Raw genomic sequence first — 24,980 nt, forward strand, 5'->3', positions numbered from 1 at the left:
CTGATTTGATATATAAAACGGTGGGTGAAACAGGGGGGAGAAAACCGGCCGCCGGGCGGCCGGCGGTAGGGCTAGCGTTTGTCCAGCTTCATGTGCAGCAGCGGGAACGGGTTGCCCTGGCCGTCGAGCGGTGAGCGGCCGGTGATGACAAACCCGTAGTGGCGGTAGAAGCCGCTGGCCTGCGGGTTTTGCTCGTTCACGTCCAGCTGCAGTTCATCGTGCAGCGTTTCCGCGTGGGTCAGCAGCGCTTTGCCCACCCCTTTGCCGCGCTGACCGGCGTCGATAAACAGCATCTCCACCTTGTTGCCGTTCAGGCCGATAAAGCCGCAGGGGTGCCCTGGCCGCTCTTCGGCTACCCAGACGTTAACCGCCGGCAGGTAGTCGTTCAGCACCAGCGGGAACAGCTGTGCGATGTTGTCTTCGGTTAAAAAATGGTGAGTGGTGCGCACCGAACGCAGCCAGATATCTGCCAATTGCGCGTTGTCTTCCGCCGCGCGTGCTCTGATGGTAATCATCGAACTCTCTGCTATCTAAGTTGGAGGAAAAAAACTAGATAGAGGTTTTGTGGGGTTAGTGCCGAATTAACGTGGGTTAACGCCCTGCAAAGCGCCTCTGCAGTGGATCGAATAGGCCCGCCTTTCTGCCAGCGGTATAACAACTGTAATTCAGTAAGTTAATGCTTTCAACCGCCGCAGGGCGCAATGGGGCGCCCGCCGCGTGATACACTGGCCGCTGAATGAGCGAGAGGGCAGCAGGATGGAAGCGGTACGCGCAGCGATAGAAAAACAGGTGCTCAGCCTGACCGGGCTGGCGCTCGGCGGCGTCGATTTTGAGAACCCACCGGGCGATCCGGGCTTGTTCGGCCCGCAGTCGGTTATCTGGCAGGTACACCGCGATTTCACCTCGATGCTGTGCGGCGGCGTCAGCGCCTTGCTGCTGCAGATGCTGCACCCGCTGGCGCTGGCCGGGGTGTGGGATCACTCCAACTTCCGCGAAGATATGATTGGCCGCCTGCGCCGTACCAGCCAGTTCGTGTCGGTCACCACCTTCGGCCCGACCGCCGAGGCGGAGCGGCTGATCGCCAAAGTCAAAGCCATCCATCTGCGGGTGACCGGCGTCGGCAGCGACGGCACGCCTTATGCCGCCAGCGATCCGGCGCTGCTGACCTGGGTACACGTCGCGGAGAGCAGCCGTTTTCTGGCCAGCCACCTGCGCTACCGCAACCCCCATCTTTCCCGCGATTTGCAGGATCAATACTACCGCGAAGCGGCGCGCGTGGCCGCCGCGCTGGGGGCGACCGCAATTCCTCAGTCCTGCGCGGAGGTCGAAGAGTACCTGCAGGCGATGCGGCCGCAGCTGGTCTGCGATGAACGCACGCAAGAGGTGGCGCGCATTCTGCTGAAGGCGCCGGCGCCGAGCGCATTGGCGCGCCCGCTCGGTGGGGTGGTGATGCAGGCGGGCATCGATCTGTTACCCGATTGGGCGCAGCGGCAGTTCGGTTTTCATCCGGGCGCGCTGCGGCGGCGGCTGGTGCGAACGGGCGCCGCAGGCCTCGGCAAGGTGCTGGGGGCGTCGATGCGCAACGGCTCCTATCAGCGCGCGGTGCGGCGCATCACTCAGCCGTCATGAGCCACAGCCGCTATAATTAGTCTTTGTTTATCTTCGTTTACGGCCGCTTTTGAGACTTTTACGGGTGATCCGGCCAGTAATGCGTTTTACACTTGGGGGCAAAGCCACATTCCATTTTTGGCGCGCAGCCGATTCTGCCGCGCCCTGACCCTATTGAGGTGATATGAACGAGTCATACGTACTTGCTGAAGTCAGCAATGAGAACCAGACGCTGGTTGCGGTGGTTCAGCAAGATCACCGGGCAGCCTATTTTTACATTTATCCCGCCGAAGCCTACAGCGATCGCTATCAGGTTCGCGCCTGCTGGCTGCGCAACCTGGCCGCCGCGCCGCTGCAGGAAGATCGCGCCGCGCTGGAACAAGGGCAGCCGCCGATGCTGGCGGCGGAGTATTGCCGCAACCTGGAAGGCGAAGCGCCGCTCAACCCGGAAGGGCTGATGGTGGTGTGGAGCGAAAGCGACGACGGCGCGGCCCTGTGGTATTACGGCCAACTGCTGGCGGTGATCCCCGGCTGGAGCCTGTATATCGACCATTCGGTGTGCTATTCCGCCAGCTGTATCAAGGAGAGCCCGTTGGCTTATCCGCTCGGCTCGGCCTCGACCAACACCCAGTATGCGCAGGCGGAGAGCACCCGCCAGTTCTGGCGCAGCTGGCAGCGTGAAGAGGGCAATCCGTGGCCGAAGATGCAGCGCGATTTTCAGGCGCGCTATGAGCTGCATTTTGGCCCTTCGGTGAAGTACTACGCCATCGATCAGGGCAAGTGGCCACCGATGGCCATCACCCAGCACGAGCGCGACGGCATCTATTACTTCCTCACCATGGGGGTGAGCATCCGGCCGATGCCGTGGGTGGAGATCCTGTTCAACGACGAGGCTTCGCGCTATCGCCGCATGGAGATGGCGATCGCCATCGACAGTCAATACATGACCGAAGACAACGCGGTGCAGATGGCCAGCGCGCTGGCCGGTTTCGCGCACGCGCCGTGGGCGCGGCTGACCTGGATCGGCGAAGGGCATACGCTGGAGTCGGACGTGGCGCCGCTGGGCTACGAGGGTTATATTTTATCGTCGTCCTTCTACCCGCATAGCGCGCACCTGGCTCTGCCGCAGCAGTACGGCGATCCGGTGAACCTGTTCTGGGCCAGCCCGGTGTTTACCGCCGAGCGGCAGCTGGCGCACGCCACGCCGAACGGCGGGCACGATCTGGTGAACCGGCTGCGTGAGCAGGGCGTCGACCATATTTTCCGCCCGCGCCAGCCGGTGTGCTGACGCCACTTATCTTCTCTTCGGGAGCCGCCATGCCCACCACGCTGTTGATTATCGATGTGCAGGAAGGATTGTTTACGCCGCCGCCGGCGGACATCGTGTTCTGAGAACGGAAAAACGGGGGCCGAGGCCCCCGTTCGTTATTTGAGGCCCGCCCGCCGCGCCGCCACCTTGGCCAGCGCGGCCCAGTCCAGATCCGCATCCCCCTGCGCCATCGCGTCGAGGAAGTTGTCTTTCAGCACCCCGGCGAACGGCATCGGCGTATGGCTGTCGGCCCCGGCGGCCAGCGCCAGCCCGACGTCCTTCAGCCCCAGCGCCAGCCGGAATCCGGCGGGGGAATACTTCTCGGCGGCGATCAGCGCGCCATAGCCCTGATAGGCCGGGGCGGCGAAGACGGTGCTACTCAGCATCTGCAGGTAGTCGGCCCCGGACACGCCGTAGTTGCGCACCAGCGCGCTGCCTTCCGCCATCGCTTCAATGGCGCTGGCCAGCGTAAAGTTGGTGGCGATTTTGACGACGTTGGCCTGCGCCGGATCGGCGCCGAAGTGCCAGGTTTTCTGGCCGAGGGCATCGAACAGCGGCTGCGCTTGCTTCAGTAGCTCGCTATCGCCGGCCGCCAGAATATTCAGCTTGCCGGCGGCGGCCACGTCGACCCGCCCCAGCACCGGCGCGGCGAGATAGCCGATGCCGTGTTCTGCATGCAGCGCCGTCAAACGCTTGGCGAGTTCGACTGAGATGGTCGCCATGTTAATATGCAGCGCACCCGGTTTCATCCGTTGCAGCAACCCGCTGTCGACCACCACCTGTTGCGTGGCGGCATCGTCGGCCAGCATGGTGATCAGCACGTCGGCATCGGCCAGCTGTTCCGGCCGTTCGGCCTGCTGCGCGCCGGCGCTCACCAGCGGCTGCGCCGCCTGCGGCGAGCGGTTCCATACCGTTAAGGCGAAGCCCGCCTGCAACAGGTTGGCCGCCATGGCGCTGCCCATCCCACCCAGTCCGGCAAATCCGATCTTCATCATGCGCTCCTTTTTCAGGTTGAAGATTTTACCCTAACGCGTCAGGCCAGGAACGCAAATGCCGGAGTGTAACGCCGTCTTACGCGCCGGCGGCGGGCTATTGACGCGCTGTCGCTGCGGGTATACCTTGATGGCATGAATATATCGATGCACTCCACCCACAATCAGTCATGGTGGCGCCCCTTCTGAGGCGGCACGAGTATTCACATCTCTTTTTAATGCCGCCGGTTTGGCGGCATTATTTTTTGTGGCGTTGATCCGGCGGTCTACAGACCTTCAGGAGCACTGTCATGAGCTACACCATTCTTACCGGCGATCGCGCCACCGGCCCACTGCATTTAGGCCACTTCGTCGGCTCGCTGCGCCAGCGCGTCGAACTGCAGCACCAGCATAACCAAACGGTGATGGTGGCGGATCTGCAGGGCCTGACCGACAACGGCAACAACCCGCAAAAAATCAGCGCCAACGTGCTAAATGTAGTGGCCGACTATCTGGCGGTGGGCATCGATCCGCACAAGACCACGATCTGCCTGCAGTCGGCGCTGCCGGCGTTGGCCGAGCTGACGATGTACTACCTCAATCTGGTCAGCGTGGCGCGGCTGGAACGCAACCCGACGGTGAAAAACGAAATCGCCGAGAAGGATTTCGCCCGCCGCCTGCCGGCCGGTTTTTTGATTTATCCGGTCAGCCAGGCGGCGGACATCACCGCCTTTGGCGCCACCCACGTGCCGGTCGGCGAGGATCAGCTGCCGATGCTGGAGCAAACCAATGAGATCGTGCGGCGTTTCAACCACATCGTCGGCCAACCGATATTAACGGAGTGCCAGCCGTTGTTGAGCAACGTCGGGCGTCTGCCGGGGCTGGATGGGCAGGGCAAGATGTCGAAATCGCGCGGCAACGCTATCCAGCTTGGCGCCGGCGCCGACGAGGTGCACAAGGCGGTGATGAGCATGTTCACCGACCCCGGCCATCTCAACGTCAGCGATCCCGGCCGGGTGGAGGGCAACATGGTGTTCACCTACCTGGACGCCTTCTGCGAAGACGCCGCGCTGGTGGCGGATCTGAAGGCGCACTATCGGCGCGGCGGGTTGGGGGACGTGAAAATCAAACGGCTGCTGGAGGATTGTCTGCAAAGCCTGCTTGAGCCGATCCGCACCCGCCGCGCCGAATTCATCGCCGATAAAGGCGAGCTGACGCGCATCCTGCAGCACGGCACCCGCCGCGCGCATCAGGTCAGCCAACAGACGCTGCAGCAGGTCAAGACGGCGCTGGGGCTGGACTTCTTCACCCTGGCGTGAGGCGAACGCCGGGGCGGCACGCGTCACGCCCCGGCCATAAAACGATCATCCCACTGTCATAAACTTATCCGTTAATAGGTGCCCATAATGATTAGCCACTGAAACCAGAGAAATCATATGGCTCAGGCACTGTTAAAATTGGCACAGCACGACTTTCCAGGGCAGCACGCCGCCGCATCCCGCAAAGTATTATCGGTAAAGGGACTCGGCAAGGCCTACAAAGCGCAGCAGCGCGTGCTGGATGACATCAATTTCGATCTGCACGCCGGCGAATTCGTGGCGGTGATCGGCCGTTCCGGCGCGGGCAAGTCCACGCTGCTGCACACCCTGAACGGCACCATTCCTTCCAGCTGCGGCGAGATGCTGCACTTCGAAGACGATGGCGCGGCGCAGGATATCGCTCAGCTGGCCGGCCGCCAGATGCGCCAGTGGCGCGCGCGCTGCGGCATGATCTTCCAGGACTTCTGCCTGGTGCCGCGGCTGGACGTGATGACCAACGTGCTGCTGGGCCGTCTGAGCCACACTTCCACGCTGAAATCCTTCTTCAAACTGTTCGATGACGCCGACCGCGCTCGCGCCATCGAGCTGTTGCAGTGGCTCAACATGCTGCCGCACGCGCTGCAGCGCGCCGAGAACCTCTCCGGCGGCCAAATGCAGCGCGTCGCCATCTGCCGCGCGCTGATGCAAAACCCGCAAATCCTGCTGGCCGATGAGCCGGTCGCGTCGCTCGATCCGAAAAACACCCGCCGCATCATGGACGCGCTGCAAAAAATCAGCGAAGACGGCATCGCGGTGATGGTGAACCTGCACTCGGTCGAACTGGTGAAAGAGTATTGCTCGCGGGTGATCGGCATCGCCCACGGGAAGATCGTGTTTGACGGGCATCCTTCGCAACTGAACGAACGGATCCTGCACCAGCTGTATGGCGAAGAAGCCAATCAGATCCATTGAAGCACTTTTGACCTTTACCCTTTACACACAAGGCACACCTAATGAAAAAAGTATTGAGTCTGACCACCCTGATGGCCGGCGCGATGATGGTATTTAATGCTGCCGCAGCGGATGCGCCGAAAGAGCTGAACCTGGGCATTCTCGGTGGCCAGAACGCCACCCAGCAGATCGGCGATAACCAGTGCGTGAAGCAGTTCCTGGATAAAGAGCTGAACGTCGATACCAAGCTGCGCAACTCGTCCGACTATTCCGGCGTGATCCAGGGCCTGCTGGGCGGCAAGATTGACCTGGTGCTGAGCATGTCGCCGTCGTCGTTCGCTTCGGTCTACATCAAGGATCCGAAAGCGGTGGACATCGTCGGCATCGCGGTCGACGACGTCGACCAGTCGCGCGGCTACCACTCGGTGGTGGTGGTGAAGGCCGGTAGTCCGTACCAGAAACTGGAAGACCTGAAAGGTAAGGCCATCGGCTTCGCCGATCCGGATTCCACCTCCGGCTTCCTGATCCCGAACCAGGCGTTTAAAAAGCTGTTCGGCGGCACGGTCGACAACAAATACAACAACACCTTCTCCAGCGTCACCTTCTCCGGCGGCCACGAGCAGGACATCCTCGGCGTGCTGAACGGTCAGTTCGAAGGCGCGGTGACCTGGGCGTCGATGATCGGCGACTACAACACCGGCTACACCAGCGGCGCGTTCACCCGCATGATCCGCATGGATCACCCGGACCTGATGAAACAGATCCGCATCATCTGGCAGTCGCCGCTGATCCCGAACGGCCCGATCCTGGTGAGCAACTCGCTGCCGGCCGACTTCAAGGCCAAAGTGGTCACCGCCATCAAGAAGCTGGATAAAGACGATCACCAGTGCTTTATCAAAGCGATGGGCGGCAAACAGCACATCGGTGACACCACCCTGGCGGAATACCAGAACATCATCGATATGAAGCGCGAGCTGACCAAAGGCGACCGTTAATTCCCGGCTGCCTCGGCCGTCCGAATGAAGGGGTTCAGCGTGCTGAACCCCTTGTTCCATAAAGATGGAAGACCTCTTTTGAATACCGATTTCGCACACTATTACCAACGGATCCGCAGCAAGCAAAAGCGCGAAGCGCTGCTGTGGTCGCTCGGGCTGGTGGTGCTGTACCTGGGCGCCGGCAACCTCGCCGAGTTCAACCTGCACACCGTCTGGGTGTCTATTCCGCACTTCTTCGACTACCTGGCCGAAACCATTCCGACGCTGCATTGGCCTCTGCTGTTCGCCGACGGGCGCACCGAGGGCTCGCTGGCCTACTGGGGTTACCGTCTGAATATCCAGCTGCCGCTGATCTGGGAGACCCTGCAGCTGGCGCTGGCGGCGACCATTTTCTCGGTGCTGGTGGCGACCGTGCTGGCGTTTCTGGCGGCCGGCAATACCTATACCCCGGCCTCGGTGCGGCTGGCGATCCGCACGCTGGTGGCGTTTTTGCGCACCATGCCGGAGCTGGCGTGGGCGGTGATGTTCGTGATGGCGTTCGGCATCGGCGCCATTCCCGGCTTCCTGGCGCTGGCGCTGCACACCATCGGCAGCCTGACCAAGCTGTTCTACGAATCGATCGAAACCGCCTCCAACAAACCGGTGCGCGGGCTGGCGGCCTGCGGCGCCACGCCGCTGCAGCGCATGCGTTTCGGCCTGTGGCCGCAGGTGAAGCCGGTGTTTCTCTCCTACAGCTTCATGCGGCTGGAGATCAACTTCCGTCAGTCGACCATTTTGGGGCTGGTGGGCGCGGGCGGCATCGGCCAGGAGCTGATGACCAACATTAAACTCGACCGCTACGATCAGGTCAGCATGACGCTGCTGTTGATCATCGTGGTGGTTTCCGTGCTCGACTACGTGTCGGGCGAGCTGCGCAAGCGCGTGGTGGAGGGGGCAAAATGACAGCGGGCACTCCGGCGTCGGCGGAAACGCTGCGCCAGTTGAAACAACAGCATCCGGCGATCTTCGCGCAGCAGGGGCGCTACCTGCGCACCGTCGGCCTGATCGCGCTGGCGATCGTACTGTATTACGTGTTCTTCTTCCTGGTCTTCGGCATTAGCTGGCCGCAGTTTATCAACGGCTGCCAGCAGCTGGGGCGCTATTTCCTGCGCATGTTCGTCTGGCATGACTTCGTCAACTGGCCGTTCATGTACTACTTCCAGCAGATCGGCATCACCATCGCCATCGTGTTTGCCGGCACCATCACCGCGTCGCTGATCGCGCTGCCGCTGTCGTTCTTTGCCGCGCGCAACGTGATGTCGACGCCGCTGCTGCGGCCGATCTCCGTGCTGGTGCGCCGCTTGCTGGACGTGCTGCGCGGTATCGACATGGCAATCTGGGGGCTGATCTTCGTGCGCGCCGTCGGCATGGGGCCGCTGGCCGGGGTGTTGGCGATCGTGATGCAGGACGTCGGGCTGCTGGGCAAACTTTACGCCGAAGGGCACGAGGCGGTGGACAAATCCCCCAGCCGCGGCCTGACGGCGGTAGGCGCCAACGGGTTGCAGAAGCACCGCTACGGCATCTTCACCCAATCGTTCCCCACCTTCCTGGCGCTCAGCCTGTACCAGATCGAGTCCAACACCCGCTCTGCGGCGGTGCTGGGCTTCGTCGGCGCCGGCGGCATCGGCCTGGTGTACGCGGAAAACATGCGGCTGTGGAACTGGGACGTGGTGATGTTCATCACCCTGATCCTGGTGGTGGTGGTGATGATCATGGATAAGGTCTCGTCGATGCTGCGCAACAAGTACATCATCGGCGAAGACATCCCGCTGTATCAGCAAAAAAGTCAAATCGATTGAGAAACCCCTTGCCGATCCCTATACTGCCGCACATTCAAGGTGTGCGGCCATACCCGTCATACTTGGAGCTGCCTCTTTGTTGGCTGCATTTGCGCGCCCCGGTCACATAGTTAACTATGCTCCGGGGGCTTACAAATTTGCCGCCGCGATGCAACTCCAATTATTTTGGGTATGGGGCATTTTTTTACAATGCGCACGTCCCCGTTAGACAAGTAAAGGCAATGCAATCCCATGATGAACAACGACGTGCTGCGCAGCGTGCGCTATATGCTGAGCATTAACAACGCCAAAATGGTCGAGATTATCAAACTGGACGATTTCGAGGTGGCGGTGTCGGCGATGGACGCTTACGTGATCAAAGAAGGCGAGCCGGGCTACGAGAAGTGCCCGGACGAAGTGATGGCGCACTTTCTCAACGGCCTGGTGTTCTTCAAGCGCGGCAAGGACGACAAGTTCCCGGCGCCGGCGGTTGAGCTGCCGATCACCAATAACCTGGTGCTGAAAAAGCTGCGCGTGGCGTTCGAGCTGAAAGACACCGACATGCACCAGATCTTCACCGCGGTGGACTTCCGCATCTCCAAGCCGGAGCTGAGCGCGCTGTTCCGCAAAGAAGGCACCAAGAACTACCGCCCGTGCGGCGATCAGATGCTGCGCTACTTCCTCAAAGGGCTGGCGCAGCGCGTTCGCGGCGAGTAACGCACAGCGTTCACCGAACATCGGGCGCAATCGCAAGGTTGCGCCTTTTTTATTGCCGCTCTCCCGCCCATCGTTGTTGTACAGGCCCTCAGCCATCCGCCATTGATGGAGGGCGGGCCGCCCCTCCGGTTACTTTTTCATGGTCAATTCAATCACCCAAACCATGAGGAAAGCAGGATGCCAACCATCACGAAAACCCAATCACTTTACACGTTGACCCGGCCGGTCTGGCTGGATGCGGCGGGCATGAGCAAAGGTATCGATCACGATCGCCAGCACCTGGGCATCATTCTCGCCGCCGGGCAAGTGCTGCGAGTACGTCAGACCAACGCGGCGTTTACCGGCAAGTTAACGCTGCGCTTGCTAAATGACGACAGCAAAACGGAGGCGGAATTCAGCGTCGGCGCGAGCTGGGTCGAGGCCCAGGTCAACGCCGTCTCGGTGCCGTTCATTGATACGCCGTATGGGCAGGGCGAGCCGGCGCTGGAGTTCGAGTACCCGGACACGGCGAAAGCGCTGCCGGTTTATCGCCGTGGCGAAAACGAAGCCGCATTCTTTGCCCGTTGGGACGACCGGGACGCCGAGTTTGCCCTGGTCGATGCGGAGTACGCGGTGTTGCTGGTGCCGAAAATCAGTAAACCGGCGCTGAAGGCGCTGGGCGAAGCGAAAAACATCGACGGGCTGATCGCCTACTACGATCGCATTTTCACTTTCTACAATGCGCTGACCGGCGTCTCGTTCGAGGCTGAACACGAATCCGATCGCAATATTCGCAACCGCTACTTTATGAAGGCCGATAAGCACGGCGCCGGCGCCGCGTATTACGGCGGCCGCTGGACGGCGGAAACCAGCAACTCGGTCAGCAGCTTCTGGCTGACGCCGAAAGACAGCAACTGGGGCAGCCTGCATGAGATCGCGCACGGCTATCAGGGGCATTTTATGGGCGACAAATATTTCTCCACCGGTGAGATGTGGAACAATATTTATGCCGCTTGCTATCAGGACGTGATGCTGGGGGAACGCAAATACCAGGAGGGGTGGCTGTATGACTACGGCAACGCGGCCGGCGTCGAGAAGAAAATCATCGATTTGATCGCTCAGGGCACGCCGCTCAACCAGTGGGATCTGCGCTCCAAGCTGTTCTTCGCGATGCTGATGGTCGACAAGGCAGGCAAGAACGCCTTCACGCACTTTAATCAGCAATATCGCAAAAGCTGCAACACGCCGGGCTTCGTGCCGTCCGAACATGCCTTGCTGGATCTGCTGTCGGCAAGCTTCGCCGCGGCCGGCGAGCAGATCGACGTGACGCCGTTCGTCGAGCTGACCGGCGGCATGATCACCCAAGCGCAGCGCGATCGCAATGTGTTCAGCCACGCCAAGGTGGTGTATCCGCTCTATCAACTGGTGGACGCGCAGAGTCTGTCGGCGGTGCAGGCGCAGCTGAAACTGGATTCCTCGCTGCGGCTGGTCGACTCCTGCCAGCTCAAGGCCAGCGGGCTGAAAGGCGACGTCACCCTGAGTCTGGATATCGATGACTTTGCGCAGATCTACGGTGAAGACCTGATCCTGATGGAAGGGGCGCGCTATGCCCACAAAGTTCGTATCGACGCGCCGACCCTGGCCCTGACTGCGCTGCCGATCGGCGTGTATACCTTGCGGTTGCCGACCGGCAAAGATCGCAAATATCGGCCGACGGCGGGATACCTGACGGTGAAACAGGGGAAAAATGCGGTGACGCTTCGTTTTGAGCGCAAAGCCGCTTCGCCGATCGTGTCGCAGGAGATCAATCTGTTGGGCCTGAGCGATGCGCTCTTCGCCACCGTGGTCGTCGATCGCGCCAAAGGCGCGGTGGTGGTTGACGTGACCAGCACCATGCCGCACGCCTACTTCCCCGGTGAAACCTATGCCCGGGTGATGCTGCGCGATCGGCAGGGCGCGGTGCGCTTCAGCAAGGAGATTCAGGGCACTCAGGCTACGTTAAGTCATGACGAGCTGCCGTTTGCCGAGGGCGATGACATCGAGATTTACCATGTGGAGCCGAGCCGGGTGCGTTTGAATCCGCCGGCGGCCGGCATCATCGATAACAAAAACGAAACCAACGTGCTGCGTATCGAAACCAGCGGCCTGAAAAACCCGGCGTTGCCCGGCGATCCCGAGCAGGCGCTGCTGGCGCGCCTGGAACAGGCGGCGCAGCGTTTACGTCGCCTGTTGCCGGCTTACTATGCGTCATCGTCGTCGTTCAAGGATGATATTTATCTGGCGATCGGTGCCTTTGCCGAGCCGCAGCGCGAGTCACTGTTGGCGACCTATCGGGATTGCCTGCCGGCCGACAATACGCCGCCGGGCGCTAACGTCGGCAATGCGTTTACCGTGGCGTGCAAAGGGATTGGCGATCGCCAGTTCCTGACCGGCGCCATCGATCTGGTGAAGAAAACCGTCACTGTCACGCTGGCGGCGGGGATTGCTCACCACTACTTTGCCGACAGCTACGCCTTTCTCAGCGTGACGGATGCGGACGGCAACACCTTGCTCAGTTACGACGTCATCGGCAGCCAGAATCAACCGGCCAAAACCTGGGTGTTGCCGCTGTCGGGTTACGGCGGTGAGGTAATCCATCTGCGGCATGAAGAACCGGACAACCGCCTGGCGATCGTCAACGAAATGCAGCACCTACGGCTGGCGGAGAAGGGCAAGCAACAGACCTATTGCATTACGCCGGTCGGTTTGAAACGCATTAACGACTGATCCCCATCGGCCTCCGGGGCGGCGAGTGTCGTCGCCCCGGTTTTCCCTCTGTGTCATCCCGCCATTGCACTCTTTTTGTTCTCCCGCTGCGCGCCGCTGGTGCAGGCCGCTCGCCGTCGCTGTCATAAGTTTTAATTATAATTTATTGAAATCATGAGATTAAAAATTGGCACGCCGGTTGCTCTGTTGAATCCCATCTTGTGTACCAGATGGAATTCAGCCGATGAGCGACCCTGTTGAAGCGTGCGGTTTTACCCTCAGTGAATGGCAGCACCATTATCAAACCCGTCCGGCGGGCGAGCGCCTCGCCTGCGTCAGCGCGACGATCGAAACGCTGATCGCCGGGCTGAACCCGGACGATAACGCCTGGCTGTATCTCGCCACGCCGGCGCAGCGCGAGCAGCAGTATCGGCAGCTCGCGCAGTTGCTGGCGGCGGTCGACGGCGATCTCAGTCGCCTGCCGCTGTTCGGCGTGCCCTTCGCCATCAAAGACAATATTGACGTCGGCGGCTGGCCAACCAGCGCCGCCTGCCCGGCGTTCACCTATCAGGCTGCGGCGGACGCCACCGTGGTCGCCAACCTGCGCGCCGCCGGAGCGATCGCCCTCGGTAAAACCAACCTCGACCAGTTTGCTACCGGGTTGGTGGGCACCCGCTCACCTTATGGCGCGGTGGTCAACAGCTTCGACAGCCGCTACGTCAGCGGCGGTTCCAGCTCCGGCTCCGCCTCGGTGGTGGCGCGCGGCCTGGTGCCGTTCGCGCTGGGCACCGACACCGCCGGATCGGGGCGCGTGCCCGCCGGGTTCAACAACATCGTCGGGCTGAAGCCGACCAAGGGCCGGTTGTCCAACCGCGGCGTGGTGCCGGCCTGCAGGTTGAACGATACGGTGTCGGTCTTCGCGCTGACGGTGGCCGATGCGGCGCAGGTGGCGGAACTGGCGAGCGGCTTTGACGAAGCAGATCCGTATTCCCGCCTCGATCCGCATACCGCGCCGGCGGATATTCCCGCCGCGCCGCGTTTCGCCATCCCCGCCCAGCTGGAGTTTTTCGGTGACGTTCAGGCCGAGCGGGCGTTTCACCGTGCGCTGGCGCAGCTGCAGGCGGGCGGCGCCACGCTGGAACCCCTCGATTTCGCGCCGTTTCGCACCCTGGCGGAGCAGCTGTATTACGGCCCTTGGGTGGCGGAGCGCACGGTGGCGATTGAGCAGGTGCTGGAAGCGAGTCCGCAGGCTATCGACCCGGTGGTGCGCGGCATCGTCGGCAACGGCCTGGGCTACAGCGCCTGCGACGCCTACAAGGCGGAATACCTGCGCGCCGAGCTGGCGCGGCAAATCGCCCAGCGGCTGGCACCGTTCGACGCACTGGTGGTGCCGACCGCGCCCACTATCCGCACCCTGGCGGAGATGGCGCAGGAGCCGGTGCTGTTCAATTCGCAGTTCGGCACTTACACCAATTTCACCAACCTGGCCGATCTGAGCGCGCTGGCGTTGCCGGGGCCGCTGCGCGAAGACGGTCTGCCGGCGGGCATCACCCTGATTGCGCCCGCCTGGCATGACCGGGCGCTGGCGGCGTTTGGCCTGCGCTGGCAACGGCAAAGCGCCTTACCGCTCGGGGCTACCGGCCGGGCACTGCCGCCGCAGCCCGCGCCGGCGCCGTCTTCGGGACACGTGCGTCTGGCGGTAGTGGGCGCTCACCTCAGCGGTATGCCGCTCAACGTCCAGCTGACGCAGCGCGACGCGGTGCGGGTGGAGCAAACCGTCACCGCCCCCTGTTACCGCCTCTACGCGCTGGCTGATACCGAGCCGCCGAAGCCGGGGCTGGCGCGCGTGGCGCAGGGAGCGGCGATCCGTCTTGAGCTGTGGGACATCCCGCTGGCCCGTTTCGGCGAGTTTGTGGCGGAAATCCCGGCGCCCTTGGGCATCGGCACGCTGCTGTTGGCGGACGGCCGGCGGGTGAAGGGGTTTATCTGCGAAGCCTGGGCGCTGGAAGGCGCCACGGATATCACTGAGTTTGGCGGCTGGCAGCCTTATGTCGCCAGCCTTAAGGGGCACGAACATGTTTAATACCGTACTGATTGCTAACCGCGGCGAAATTGCCTGCCGCGCCATTCGTACCCTGAAACGCCTGGGCGTCACCAGCGTGGCGGTTTATTCCGACGCCGACCGCAATGCGCCGCACGTCACCGAAGCCGATAAGGCGGTGGCGCTCGGCGGCGACAAGGCCGCCGACAGCTACCTGCGCATCGACAAGATCCTTGCGGCCGCCGCCGCCACCGGCGCGCAGGCGATCTACCCCGGCTACGGTTTTTTGTCCGAGAGCGCCGAGTTTGCCGAAGCCTGCGAGGCGGCGGGCATCGCCTTTATCGGCCCGACGGCGGCGCAGATCCGCGAGTTCGGCCTCAAGCACCGGGCGCGCGAGCTGGCGGCGTTGGCCGGGGTGCCGATGACGCCGGGCACCGGCTTGCTGGAGAGCGTTGAGCAGGCGGTTACCGCCGCCGGGCGCATCGGCTACCCGGTGATGCTGAAAAGCACCGCCGGCGGTGGCGGCATCGGCCTGACGCGCTGTGACGACGAGGCGGCGCTGCGCGACGCCTACGACAGCGTCAAACGGCTGGGAGAACAGTTCTTCCGCGACGCCGGCGCCTTTATCGAACGTTTCGTCGATTGGGCGCGCCACGTCGAGGTACAGATTTTCGGCGACGGCCAGGGGCGGGTGGTAGCGCTCGGCGAGCGCGATTGCTCGCTGCAGCGCCGCAACCAAAAGGTGGTGGAAGAAACCCCGGCGCCACACCTGCCGGCGGCGACCCGCCAGGCGCTGCATCGGGCGGCGGTGGCGCTGGGCGAGTCGGTGAATTACCGCAGCGCCGGCACCGTGGAATTCATTTACGATGCCGCGCGCGACGAGTTTTACTTCCTGGAAGTGAACACCCGCTTACAGGTCGAGCATCCGATCACTGAGATGGTCACCGGCCTGGATCTGATCGAAGGCATGCTGCAGGTGGCGGCGGGCGACGCGCTGGATTGGGCGGCGTTGCAACGCGCGCCGCAGGGTGTGGCGATTGAAGTGCGCCTCTACGCCGAAGACCCGCTGAAGAACTTCCAGCCCAGCCCCGGCGTGCTGACCGAGGTGCATTTCCCCGCCGACGTGCGCCTCGACGGTTGGGTGGCGACCGGCAGCGAAGTCTCGGCGTTTTACGACCCGATGATCGCCAAGCTGATCGTGCACGGCGCGGATCGGGAGCAGGCGCTGGAAAAACTGCGCGTGGCGCTGGCGGCGACCCGTTTGCACGGCATCGCCACCAACCTCGACTATCTGCGGCAGGTGATCGCCACGCCGCAATTTCAGCGCGGCGAGGTCTGGACGCGCCTGCTGGACGATGTGGGTTTCCAGCCGCACTGCCTCGAAGTGCTGCAACCCGGCACCTACAGCAGCGTGCAGGATTATCCCGGCCGTCTCGGCTATTGGGACATCGGCGTGCCGCCATCCGGGCCGATGGACGACTTCGCGTTCCGGCTGGCCAACCGCATCGTCGGCAACCACCCGGCGGCCGCCGGGCTCGAGTTTACCCTGCAGGGGCCGACGCTGCGCTTTCACTGCGACGCCACCATCGCGCTGACGGGTGCCAGCTGCCCGGCCGATTTGGACGGCGAAGCGGTCGCTTACTGGCGGCCGATCGCGGTGCGGGCCGGGCAGGTGCTGACGCTGGGGCGCGCCACGCACGGCTGCCGCACCTATCTGGCGGTACGCAACGGCTTTGACGTGCCGGTGTATCTCGGCAGCCGCTCCACCTTTGCGCTCGGGCAGTTTGGCGGCCATGCCGGGCGCACCTTGCGCGTGGCGGACATGCTGGCGCTCGCCCAACCGGCGCTGGCCGCCAGCACCACGCCGGCGCCGATCGCCGCGCCGCAGGCGATGGACGACAGCCTGATCCCGCACTACGGCGACCAGTGGCACATCGGCGTGCTGTACGGGCCGCACGGCGCGCCGGACTTTTTCACCGCCGAATCGATAGAGGCCTTCTTCGCTACCGACTGGCAGGTGCATTACAACTCCAACCGTCTCGGCGTGCGCCTGGCGGGGCCGAAGCCCGAATGGGCGAGAGAGGACGGCGGCGAAGCCGGTTTGCATCCTTCCAACGTGCACGACTGCGAGTACGCCATCGGCGCGATCAATTTCACCGGCGACTTCCCGGTGATCCTGACCCGCGACGGGCCCAGCCTCGGCGGCTTCGTCTGCCCGGTGACCATCGCCAAGGCCGAGCTGTGGAAAGTGGGGCAGGTGAAGCCGGGCGACCGCATCCGGTTCCATCCGATCGGCTTTCGCCAGGCGCAGTCGCTGGAGCAGGCACAGCTTGGCAGCATCGAAGCGCTGGCGGCAGTGAAGGCCATCACCCTGCCGCCGCCGGATCTGGCCCCGGCGGAGACCGTTTCCGCCGCGGTGCTGGCGGCGCTGCCGGCGGCGGAAGGGCGCCCGGCGGTGGTGTATCGCCAGGCGGGGGACGGTTACATCCTGATGGAGTACGGCGACAACGTGCTCGATCTGGCGCTGCGGCTGCGCATCCATCTGCTGATGCAGTCGCTGCGGCAGGAGGCGATACCGGGCGTGGCGGAGCTGGCGCCGGGCGTGCGTTCGCTGCAGATCCGCTACGACAGCCGGCTGATAAGCCAGGCCGACCTGTTGCAGCGCCTGCTGGCGCGCGAACGGGCGCTGGGGGACGTCAGCCGCCTGAAGGTGCCGACGCGCACCGTCTGGCTGCCGATGGCGTTCGAGGATTCGGCCACGCTGGGCGCGGTGGATCGCTATCAGCAGACGGTGCGCGCTTCGGCGCCCTGGCTGCCGAACAATGTCGATTTCATCCAGCGCATCAACGGCCTGAGCCGACGCGAACAGGTACGCGACATTCTGTTCGACGCCAGCTATCTGATCCTCGGGCTGGGGGACGTCTACCTCGGCGCGCCCTGCGCGGTGCCGCTCGATCCGCGCCATCGCCTGCTGAGCTCCAAATATAACCCGGCGCGCACCCACACCGCCGAAGGGACGGTCGGCATCGGCGGCATGTACATGTGCATCTACGGCATGGATTCGCCGGGCGGTTACCAGCTGGTGGGGCGCACGCTGCCGATCTGGAACAAATTCCTCAAAAACCCGCAGTTCACCGCCGGTGAGCCCTGGCTGCTGCGCTTCTTCGATCAGGTGCGCTTCTACCCGGTCAGTGAGCAAGAGTTGGACGAACAGCGCGAAGCGTTCCGTGAAGGGCGCATGCAGGTGCGCATCGAAGAGAGCGAATTCGACTTCGCTGCCTACACCGATTTCCTGGCCGACAACGCGGAGGCGATCGCCGACTTCCAGCATCGCCAGCAGCAGGCGTTCAGCGCCGAAGTGGCGCGCTGGCGCAGCGATGACGACGAGGCCGAGGCGCAGCTGTTGCCGCCGGAGGAAGAAGACGCCATCGACGGCGATCTGGTCAGCGCCGATCTGAACGGCAGCGTGTGGAAGATCCTGGTGGAGCCGGGGCAGGCGGTGGCGGCCGGGCAGCCGCTGATCGTGGTCGAGGCGATGAAGATGGAATTGGCGGTCACCGCGCCGCGCGCCGGGATCGTCAAACGCATCAGCTGCCGGCAGGGGCGGCCGGTCGGGCCGGGCGACGCCCTGCTGTGGCTGGAAAAAGCGGTCTGAACGGAGGGGCGATGATGCAAATCACCAACGGGGAGCACAAGGCGCGGCCTGAGGGGCTGGCGGAGCGCATTTATCTGCAGCTCAAGGCCGACATCTTCGAGTTTCGCCTGCTGCCGGGCGATCGCTTCAGCGAAAGCGACGTGGCGCAGCGTATGGCGGCCAGCCGCACGCCGGTGCGTCAGGCGCTGTTTCGGCTGGAGCGCGAAGGCTATGTCGAGGTGCTGTTTCGCAGCGGCTGGCAGGTGCGGCCGTTCGACTTCGCCTACTTCGAAGAGCTGTACGACCTGCGCATCGTGCTGGAACAAGAGGCGGTGAAACGGCTGTGCGAATGGCCGGCCGGGGAAACGCCGGCCGCGCTGGCGGCGCTGAACCGTTTTTGGACAGAAGCGCCGCGTCTGGCGGACGGCCAGGCGGTGTCGCAGCACGATGAGCAGTTTCATCAGGCGTTGGTGGCCGCGGCGGGCAACGGCGAGATGGCGCGCATTCACCGCGAGCTGACCGAAAAGATCCGCATCATTCGCCGGCTTGATTTCACCCAGCAGGCGCGGGTGGACGCCACCTACCGCGAACACGCCGCCATTTTGCAGGCGATCCTGCAGCGACAAAGCGGGGCGGCGCAAGCGCTGCTCGGCGAGCATATCGCCGTCAGCAAGGCAGAGGTACGAAAAATAACGCTGCACATGTTGCATCAGGCGCGGGCCCAGCAGCCCGCGCGCTCGGCGCAACGATTTTGATTTCACACACATCAGGAGTTTGAACTATGCAACGTCGTCGTTTTATCAAAGCTTTTGCGCTGTCCGCCGCCGCTATCGGCCTGGGCCTGGCCTGGAGCGCGCAGGCCGCCGACACCATCAAGGTCGGCATTCTGAGTTCGCTCTCCGGCACCATGGCGATTTCCGAGACGCCGCTGAAGGATGTGGCGCTGATGACCATCGACGAGATCAACGCCAAAGGCGGGGTGCTCGGCAAAAAGCTGGAGCCGGTGGTGGTGGATCCGGCCTCCAACTGGCCGCTGTTCGCCGAGAAGGCGCGCCAGCTGCTGAGTCAGGATAAGGTGGCGGCGGTGTTCGGCTGCTGGACCTCGGTGTCGCGCAAGTCGGTGCTGCCGGTGTTTGAGGAGCTGAACGGGCTGCTGTTCTACCCGGTGCAATACGAAGGCGAAGAGATGTCGCCGAACGTGTTCTATACCGGTGCGGCACCGAACCAGCAGGCGATCCCGGCGGTGGAATACCTGCTGAGCGAGGACGGCGGCGGCGCCAAGCGCTTCTTCCTGCTGGGCACCGATTACGTCTATCCGCGCACCACCAACAAGATCCTGCGCGCCTTCCTGCACAGCAAAGGCGTGCAGGACAAGGATATCGAAGAGGTCTACACGCCGTTCGGCTACAGCGATTACCAGACCATCGTCGCCAACATCAAGAAGTTTGCCGCCGGCGGCAACACGGCGGTGATCTCCACCATCAACGGCGACTCCAACGTACCGTTCTACAAAGAGTTGGCCAACCAAGGCGTCAAGGCCACCGACGTGCCGGTGATCGCCTTCTCGGTCGGCGAGGAAGAGCTGCGCGGCATCGACACCCAACCGCTGGTGGGCAACCTGGCGGCCTGGAACTACTTCGAATCGCTGGATAACCCGACCAACAAGCAGTTTGTCAGCCAGTGGAAAGCCTACGCCAAGGCGCACAACCTGCCGAATTACGCCACCGCGGTGACCAACGATCCGATGGAGGCGACCTACGTCGGCCTCCACATGTGGGCGCAGGCGGTGGAAAAGGCCGGCACCACCGACGTCGATAAGGTGCGCGCCGCGATGGCCGGGCAAACCTTCGCCGCGCCGTCGGGCTTCACGCTGACCATGGACCAGACCAACCACCATCTGCACAAGCCGGTGATGATTGGCGAGATCGAAGGCAACGGCCAGTTCAACGTGGTGTGGCAGACCGAAGCGCCGGTGCGCGCGCAGCCGTGGAGCCCGTATATCGCCGGCAACGACAAGAAGCCGGATTACCCGGTGAAGGGCGGCAAGTAACGTCACTCAGCGCCGGCGCGGCCCAACGCCCGCCGGCCCAACAGAAGAGGCAGCTGATGCAATCTCCGTTTTTATCTTCTCTGCGCGTCGGGCTGTGGCTGCTGTGCGCCTGGCCCCTGCTGGTGCAGGCCGGGCCGGCCGATGAGTTTGCGGCGGCCAACCGTGCGCAGCAGGCCAAACTGCTGCAGGCCTGGGCGGCCGAGCCGGACGCCGCGCGCCTGCCGCTGCTGCAGGGGCTGCAGCAGGAAACCGTGGCGATCGACGGGGCGAAGCGCGCCTTTATCCGCCAGGGCGATCGCTATCTGCCGCTCGAGGGCGAGGCGGCACCGGTTGGCGAACTGAAGAAGGTGTGGCTGAACAACCGGCTGCGCATTCTGATTGCCAACGCATTGTCGGCGCAGCGGCTGGTCAGCGCGGACGCGGCGGTGCGGCTGCAGGCGGCGAGCGCGCTGCAGCGCGAAGCGAACGGCGAGCAGCTGCCGCTGTTGGCTCGGCAGCTGGCGCGGGAAACAGACCCGCAGGTGCATCAGGCGCTGAGCCTGGCGCTGGCTAACCTGCAGCTGACCGACGGCAATCCGCAGGTGCGTTTCAATGCGGTGCGGCTGTTGGGCGAATCGGGCGAGCCGGAAACCCGCGCCCGACTGCAAGCGTTGACCGACGCCGCCCACGAGCCGGACGCCGCGGTGCGCGCCGAGGCGCAACGCAGCCTGCAGCAGGTGCAGCACCGCCTGATGATCGGCGATCTGCTCGGCCAGGCGTTCAGCGGCCTGTCGCTCGGTTCGATCCTGCTGCTGGCGGCGCTCGGGCTGGCGATCACCTACGGCCTGCTCGGCGTCATCAATATGGCGCACGGCGAAATGCTGATGCTCGGCGCCTATTCCGCCTACCTGGTGCAGGGGCTGTTTCAGCAGTTTGCGCCGCAGTGGCTGGCGCTCTACCCGCTGGCGGCGCTGCCGGTGGCGTTCGCCATCACCGCCGGGATCGGCATGCTGCTTGAGCGCACGGTGATCCGCCACCTGTACGGCCGGCCGCTGGAAACCCTGCTGGCCACCTGGGGCATCAGCCTGGTGCTGATCCAGCTGGTGCGGGTGCTGTTCGGGGCGCAGAACGTCGAGGTCGCCAACCCGGCGTGGCTGTCGGGCGGCGTGCAGCTGTTGCCGAACCTGGTGCTGCCGTGGAACCGCATCGCGGTGATCGCGTTCGTGCTCTTGGTGCTGGCGATGACCTGGCTGCTGCTGAACAAGACCCGGCTCGGCATGAACGTGCGCGCGGTGACGCAAAACCGCGCGATGGCGGCCTGCTGCGGCGTGCCCACCGGGCGGGTGGACATGCTGGCCTTCGGGCTGGGATCCGGCATCGCCGGGCTCGGTGGGGTGGCGCTGTCGCAGTTGGGGAACGTCGGGCCGGAGCTGGGGCAAGGTTACATCATCGATTCGTTCCTGGTGGTGGTGCTCGGCGGCGTCGGTCAGCTGGCGGGGACGGTGGCGGCGGCTTTCGGCCTCGGCATCGTCAACAAGATCCTCGAGCCGCAGATCGGCGCCGTGTTGGGCAAGATCCTGATCCTGGTGCTGATCGTTCTGTTTATTCAAAAGCGCCCGCAGGGGCTGTTCGCCCTCAAGGGCAGGGTGATTGACTGATGAGCCAACCATTGACCGTAACCGGCGTGCAGAAAGCGCCCCGGCTGGCGTTGAGCATCGGCGGGCTGGCGTTGCTGGCACTGCTGGTGATGCCGTTCATGACGCTGTTGCCGGCGGATCATCCGCTGGCGGTGTCCACCTATACCCTGACGCTGGCGGGCAAGATCCTGTGCTACGCGGTGGTGGCGGTGGCGCTCGATCTGGTGTGGGGCTATGCCGGGCTGCTGTCGCTCGGCCACGGGCTGTTCTTCGCGCTCGGCGGCTACGCCATGGGCATGTACCTGATGCGGCAGGCGGCGGGCGACGGGCTGCCGGCGTTTATGGCGTTCCTCTCCTGGAATGAGCTGCCGTGGTTCTGGAGCGGCACCCAGCATTTCGCCTGGGCGCTGTGCCTGATCGTGCTGGTGCCGGGCCTGCTGGCCTTCCTGTTCGGCTACTTCGCCTTTCGCTCGAAAATCAAAGGGGTGTATTTCTCGATCATGACCCAGGCGCTGACCTATGCCGGCATGCTGCTGTTCTTTCGCAACGAAACCGGCTTCGGCGGCAATAACGGCTTTACCGGTTTCACCACGCTGCTCGGCTTTCCCATCACCGCCGCCGGCACGCGGGTAGCGCTGTTCCTGGCGACGGTGCTGCTGCTGGCCGCCAGCCTGGCCATCGGCTTTGCGCTGGCGCGCAGCAAATTCGGCCGGGTGCTGACCGCGGTGCGCGATGCGGAAAACCGGCTGACCTTCTGCGGCTACGATCCGAAGGGTTTCAAGCTGTTCGTCTGGACGCTGTCGGCGGTGCTGTGCGGGCTGGCCGGCGCGCTCTATGTGCCGCAGGTCGGCATCATTAACCCCGGCGAAATGTCGCCGACCAACTCGATCGAGGCCGCCATCTGGGTGGCGCTCGGCGGGCGCGGCACGCTGGTGGGGCCGCTGCTCGGCGCCGGCATCGTCAACGGCGCCAAGAGCTGGTTCACCATGGCCATTCCCGAATACTGGCAGTTCTTCCTCGGCCTGATGTTTATCGTCGTCACGCTGTTTCTGCCCAAAGGGGTGATCGGCCTACTGCGCCGGAGGAAAACCTCATGAAAGCGATGCAAGTGACCGACGAGCTGTTTACCCACCCGTTGCCGGCGGATAAATACCGGCAGCAAACCGATCCGGTGCTGCAGCTCGACAACGTCAACGTCAGCTTCGACGGTTTTCGCGCGCTGACCGATCTGTCGCTGCGCATTGGCGTCGGCGAACTGCGCTGCGTGATCGGCCCCAACGGTGCCGGCAAGACCACGTTGATGGATGTGATCACCGGCAAGACCCGGCCGGACAGCGGCAGGGTGTTTTACGATCAGACCGTCGATCTGACCCGGCTGGCGCCGATGCAGATCGCCCACGCCGGCATCGGCCGCAAGTTTCAAAAACCGACGGTGTTCGAGGCGCTGACGGTGTTCGAAAATCTGGAGATCGCGCAGAAAACCCGCAAATCGGTGTGGGCCTGCCTGCGCGCTCGCCTGAGCAGCGAACAGCGCGACCGCATCGACGAGATGCTGAAGATCCTGCGGCTGGGGCATGAACGCCACCGGCCCGCCGGGCTGTTGTCCCACGGGCAGAAACAGTTTCTCGAGATCGGCATGCTGCTGGTGCAGGAACCGCACCTGCTGCTGCTCGACGAACCTGCGGCCGGCATGACCGACGCCGAAACCGACTACACCGCCGAACTGTTCCGCGAGCTGGCGGGCAAGCATTCGCTGATGGTGGTGGAACACGATATGGGGTTTGTGGAAACCATTGCCGATCGCGTGACGGTGCTGCACCAGGGGCAGGTGCTGGCGGAAGGATCGCTGGCGCAGGTGCAGGCCGATGAACGGGTGATTGAGGTATATCTGGGGCGCTGAGGAGGCGTAACGATGCTGCAGGTAGAGGAATTGAATCAATATTACGGCGGCAGCCACATTCTGCGCGGCCTGTCGTTCGAGGCGCGCATCGGCGAGGTGACCTGCCTGCTGGGGCGCAACGGCGTGGGCAAGACCACGCTGCTGAAATGCCTGATGGGGCTGGTCCCGGCGCGCAGCGGCAGCGTCCGCTGGCAGGGCGAAACCATCACCGGTAAAAAACCGCATCAGCGGGTGCAGGCGGGCATCGCCTATGTGCCGCAGGGGCGGGAGATTTTCCCGCGCCTGACGGTGGAGGAAAATCTGCTGATGGGGCTGGCGCGCTTTTCCGGCGCCGCTGCGCGCACGGCGCCGGATCCGATCTATGACTTGTTTCCGGTGCTGCGGCAAATGAAGGATCGGCGCGGCGGCGATCTCTCCGGCGGGCAGCAGCAGCAGCTGGCGATCGGCCGGGCGCTGGCATGCCGGCCGCAGCTGCTGATCCTCGACGAGCCGACGGAAGGGATCCAGCCTTCGGTGATCAAGGAGATCGGCGCGGTGATCAAGCAGCTGGCGGCGAAGGGCGATATGGCGATCCTGCTGGTGGAACAGTTCTATGACTTTGCCGCCGATCTGGCGGACAGCTATCTGGTGATGTCGCGCGGCAGCATCGTGCAGCGCGGCGCCGGCAGCAATATGGAACAGGACGGTGTACGCGGGCTGGTGGCGATTTGAACGAGGCAAAGGGAGCCGCATGTCTGAAAGTCGTGCAGCTGTTTCTCCTTACGGATGTTATGGACTAATCTAAAAGGCGTTTTTTATTAATCCCTTGCCATGGATAGCTAGCATCATCATGAACGAAATCACTGTGTCACGCCTCGGTTGCATCGTCCTGTCCCTGTTTCCGGCCCTGTGGGGGCTGTTCAGCCTGTTGAACAATACGGCGGATTTCACCGGCACCGCGCGCAATGCGGTGGGCCCGCTGCTCGCCATGCAAGATACCTATCAGACGCCGGGGTTGATGTGGCGCGCGATCAGCGCCGACTGGGCCTGCATGTTGGGGTTGGCTGTCATCACCACGCTGGAAACGCTGGCGGGCCTATTCGCGGCCGCAGGCGTGGTGCTGATGATCGGGCGATTGAGAGGCCCTTACGCCGCTTTCGCCAAGGGCAAAGCCTGGGCCATGCTGGGGGCGATTTGCGCAATTGCGGTGTGGGGCGTCGGCTTTATGGTGCTCGCCGGCGACTGGTTCATGGCCTGGCAGGCCAAGAAGGATCCGCTGGCGGTGCAGCTGGGGGCGCTGATCTACCTGGCGCCCAATGCGTTTGCCTTACTGTTCCTGATGCTGCAGCGGGAGCCGCGCTAAACGACGG

The 24,980-nt window shown here is 63.6% G+C and carries 20 protein-coding genes; 18 read left to right on the top strand and 2 right to left on the bottom strand.

What is annotated here, in order from left to right; translation table 11 throughout:
- Positions 1 to 71: 71 nt before the first annotated feature.
- Positions 72 to 515, bottom strand: coding sequence for an acetyltransferase (locus C3F38_RS09325; RefSeq protein WP_047728304.1), 444 nt, complete (start codon positions 513 to 515; stop codon positions 72 to 74).
- 241 nt (positions 516 to 756) lie between these two features.
- On the opposite strand from C3F38_RS09325, the gene C3F38_RS09330 reads away from it, so the two are divergent.
- Complete coding sequence (locus C3F38_RS09330) at positions 757 to 1,629, top strand: oxygenase MpaB family protein (RefSeq protein ID WP_055316036.1); 873 nt, start codon at positions 757 to 759, stop codon at positions 1,627 to 1,629.
- Positions 1,630 to 1,792: 163 nt separating this feature from the next.
- Positions 1,793 to 2,896 carry a suppressor of fused domain protein gene (locus C3F38_RS09335; protein WP_055315534.1) on the top strand — a complete coding sequence of 368 codons (1,104 nt, stop codon included), beginning with the start codon at positions 1,793 to 1,795 and terminating at the stop codon, positions 2,894 to 2,896.
- 137 nt (positions 2,897 to 3,033) lie between these two features.
- On the opposite strand, the gene C3F38_RS09340 is transcribed toward C3F38_RS09335, so the two are convergent.
- Entirely contained in the window at positions 3,034 to 3,909 is an 876-nt protein-coding gene (locus C3F38_RS09340; protein ID WP_038880075.1) for an NAD(P)-dependent oxidoreductase, read from the bottom strand.
- Between the two features lie 290 nt (positions 3,910 to 4,199).
- On the opposite strand from C3F38_RS09340, the gene trpS reads away from it, so the two are divergent.
- The 16 genes from trpS (at position 4,200) to C3F38_RS09420 (ending at position 24,973) form a co-directional block, all read left to right on the top strand.
- The gene (gene trpS, locus C3F38_RS09345; protein ID WP_047728299.1) at positions 4,200 to 5,207 is read left to right on the top strand and encodes a tryptophan--tRNA ligase; all 1,008 of its coding nucleotides are present in this window, start codon (positions 4,200 to 4,202) and stop codon (positions 5,205 to 5,207) included.
- 117 nt (positions 5,208 to 5,324) lie between these two features.
- A complete protein-coding gene (phnC, locus tag C3F38_RS09350) occupies positions 5,325 to 6,158 on the top strand; it encodes a phosphonate ABC transporter ATP-binding protein (protein WP_038880081.1) in 834 nt (277 codons plus the stop codon).
- Between the two features lie 41 nt (positions 6,159 to 6,199).
- On the top strand, positions 6,200 to 7,132 hold the full coding sequence (gene phnD, locus C3F38_RS09355) for a phosphonate ABC transporter substrate-binding protein (protein WP_019454696.1): 933 nt from the start codon (positions 6,200 to 6,202) through the stop codon (positions 7,130 to 7,132).
- 78 nt (positions 7,133 to 7,210) lie between these two features.
- The gene (phnE, locus tag C3F38_RS09360; protein WP_047728296.1) at positions 7,211 to 8,074 is read left to right on the top strand and encodes a phosphonate ABC transporter, permease protein PhnE; all 864 of its coding nucleotides are present in this window, start codon (positions 7,211 to 7,213) and stop codon (positions 8,072 to 8,074) included.
- Positions 8,071 to 8,970, top strand: a complete 900-nt coding sequence (gene phnE / locus C3F38_RS09365) for a phosphonate ABC transporter, permease protein PhnE (protein ID WP_038880087.1) — start codon at positions 8,071 to 8,073, stop codon at positions 8,968 to 8,970. The genes phnE (C3F38_RS09360) and phnE (C3F38_RS09365) overlap by 4 nt, the downstream gene beginning before the upstream one ends.
- Positions 8,971 to 9,201: 231 nt before the next feature.
- Positions 9,202 to 9,666 (top strand): DUF1456 family protein, encoded by a 465-nt coding sequence (locus tag C3F38_RS09370; protein ID WP_004939471.1) that lies wholly within the window; start codon positions 9,202 to 9,204, stop codon positions 9,664 to 9,666.
- Positions 9,667 to 9,843: 177 nt separating this feature from the next.
- The gene (locus C3F38_RS09375; protein WP_055316037.1) at positions 9,844 to 12,411 is read left to right on the top strand and encodes a putative mucin/carbohydrate-binding domain-containing protein; all 2,568 of its coding nucleotides are present in this window, start codon (positions 9,844 to 9,846) and stop codon (positions 12,409 to 12,411) included.
- 223 nt (positions 12,412 to 12,634) lie between these two features.
- The gene (atzF, locus tag C3F38_RS09380; protein WP_038880093.1) at positions 12,635 to 14,473 is read left to right on the top strand and encodes an allophanate hydrolase; all 1,839 of its coding nucleotides are present in this window, start codon (positions 12,635 to 12,637) and stop codon (positions 14,471 to 14,473) included.
- Positions 14,466 to 18,086 carry an urea carboxylase gene (gene uca / locus C3F38_RS09385; RefSeq protein ID WP_055316038.1) on the top strand — a complete coding sequence of 1,207 codons (3,621 nt, stop codon included), beginning with the start codon at positions 14,466 to 14,468 and terminating at the stop codon, positions 18,084 to 18,086. The genes atzF and uca overlap by 8 nt, the downstream gene beginning before the upstream one ends.
- Before the next feature lie 14 nt (positions 18,087 to 18,100).
- On the top strand, positions 18,101 to 18,820 hold the full coding sequence (locus C3F38_RS09390; protein ID WP_038880441.1) for a GntR family transcriptional regulator: 720 nt from the start codon (positions 18,101 to 18,103) through the stop codon (positions 18,818 to 18,820).
- Between the two features lie 26 nt (positions 18,821 to 18,846).
- Positions 18,847 to 20,115 (top strand): urea ABC transporter substrate-binding protein, encoded by a 1,269-nt coding sequence (gene urtA, locus C3F38_RS09395; RefSeq protein ID WP_038880098.1) that lies wholly within the window; start codon positions 18,847 to 18,849, stop codon positions 20,113 to 20,115.
- 56 nt (positions 20,116 to 20,171) lie between these two features.
- Entirely contained in the window at positions 20,172 to 21,752 is a 1,581-nt protein-coding gene (gene urtB / locus C3F38_RS09400; protein WP_038880099.1) for an urea ABC transporter permease subunit UrtB, read from the top strand.
- Positions 21,752 to 22,828 carry an urea ABC transporter permease subunit UrtC gene (urtC, locus tag C3F38_RS09405; RefSeq protein ID WP_016928582.1) on the top strand — a complete coding sequence of 359 codons (1,077 nt, stop codon included), beginning with the start codon at positions 21,752 to 21,754 and terminating at the stop codon, positions 22,826 to 22,828. The genes urtB and urtC overlap by 1 nt, the downstream gene beginning before the upstream one ends.
- Entirely contained in the window at positions 22,825 to 23,631 is an 807-nt protein-coding gene (urtD, locus tag C3F38_RS09410) for an urea ABC transporter ATP-binding protein UrtD (RefSeq protein WP_033637599.1), read from the top strand. Before urtC ends, urtD begins: the two co-directional genes overlap by 4 nt.
- Positions 23,632 to 23,643: 12 nt before the next feature.
- The gene (urtE, locus tag C3F38_RS09415; protein WP_038880102.1) at positions 23,644 to 24,342 is read left to right on the top strand and encodes an urea ABC transporter ATP-binding subunit UrtE; all 699 of its coding nucleotides are present in this window, start codon (positions 23,644 to 23,646) and stop codon (positions 24,340 to 24,342) included.
- Between the two features lie 118 nt (positions 24,343 to 24,460).
- Positions 24,461 to 24,973 (top strand): DUF2165 family protein, encoded by a 513-nt coding sequence (locus tag C3F38_RS09420; protein ID WP_038880105.1) that lies wholly within the window; start codon positions 24,461 to 24,463, stop codon positions 24,971 to 24,973.
- Positions 24,974 to 24,980 lie beyond the last annotated feature (7 nt).

Origin of the sequence: Serratia sp. SSNIH1, from assembly GCF_002935055.1 — a bacterium.
Taxonomy (GTDB): Bacteria; Pseudomonadota; Gammaproteobacteria; order Enterobacterales; family Enterobacteriaceae; genus Serratia; species Serratia nevei.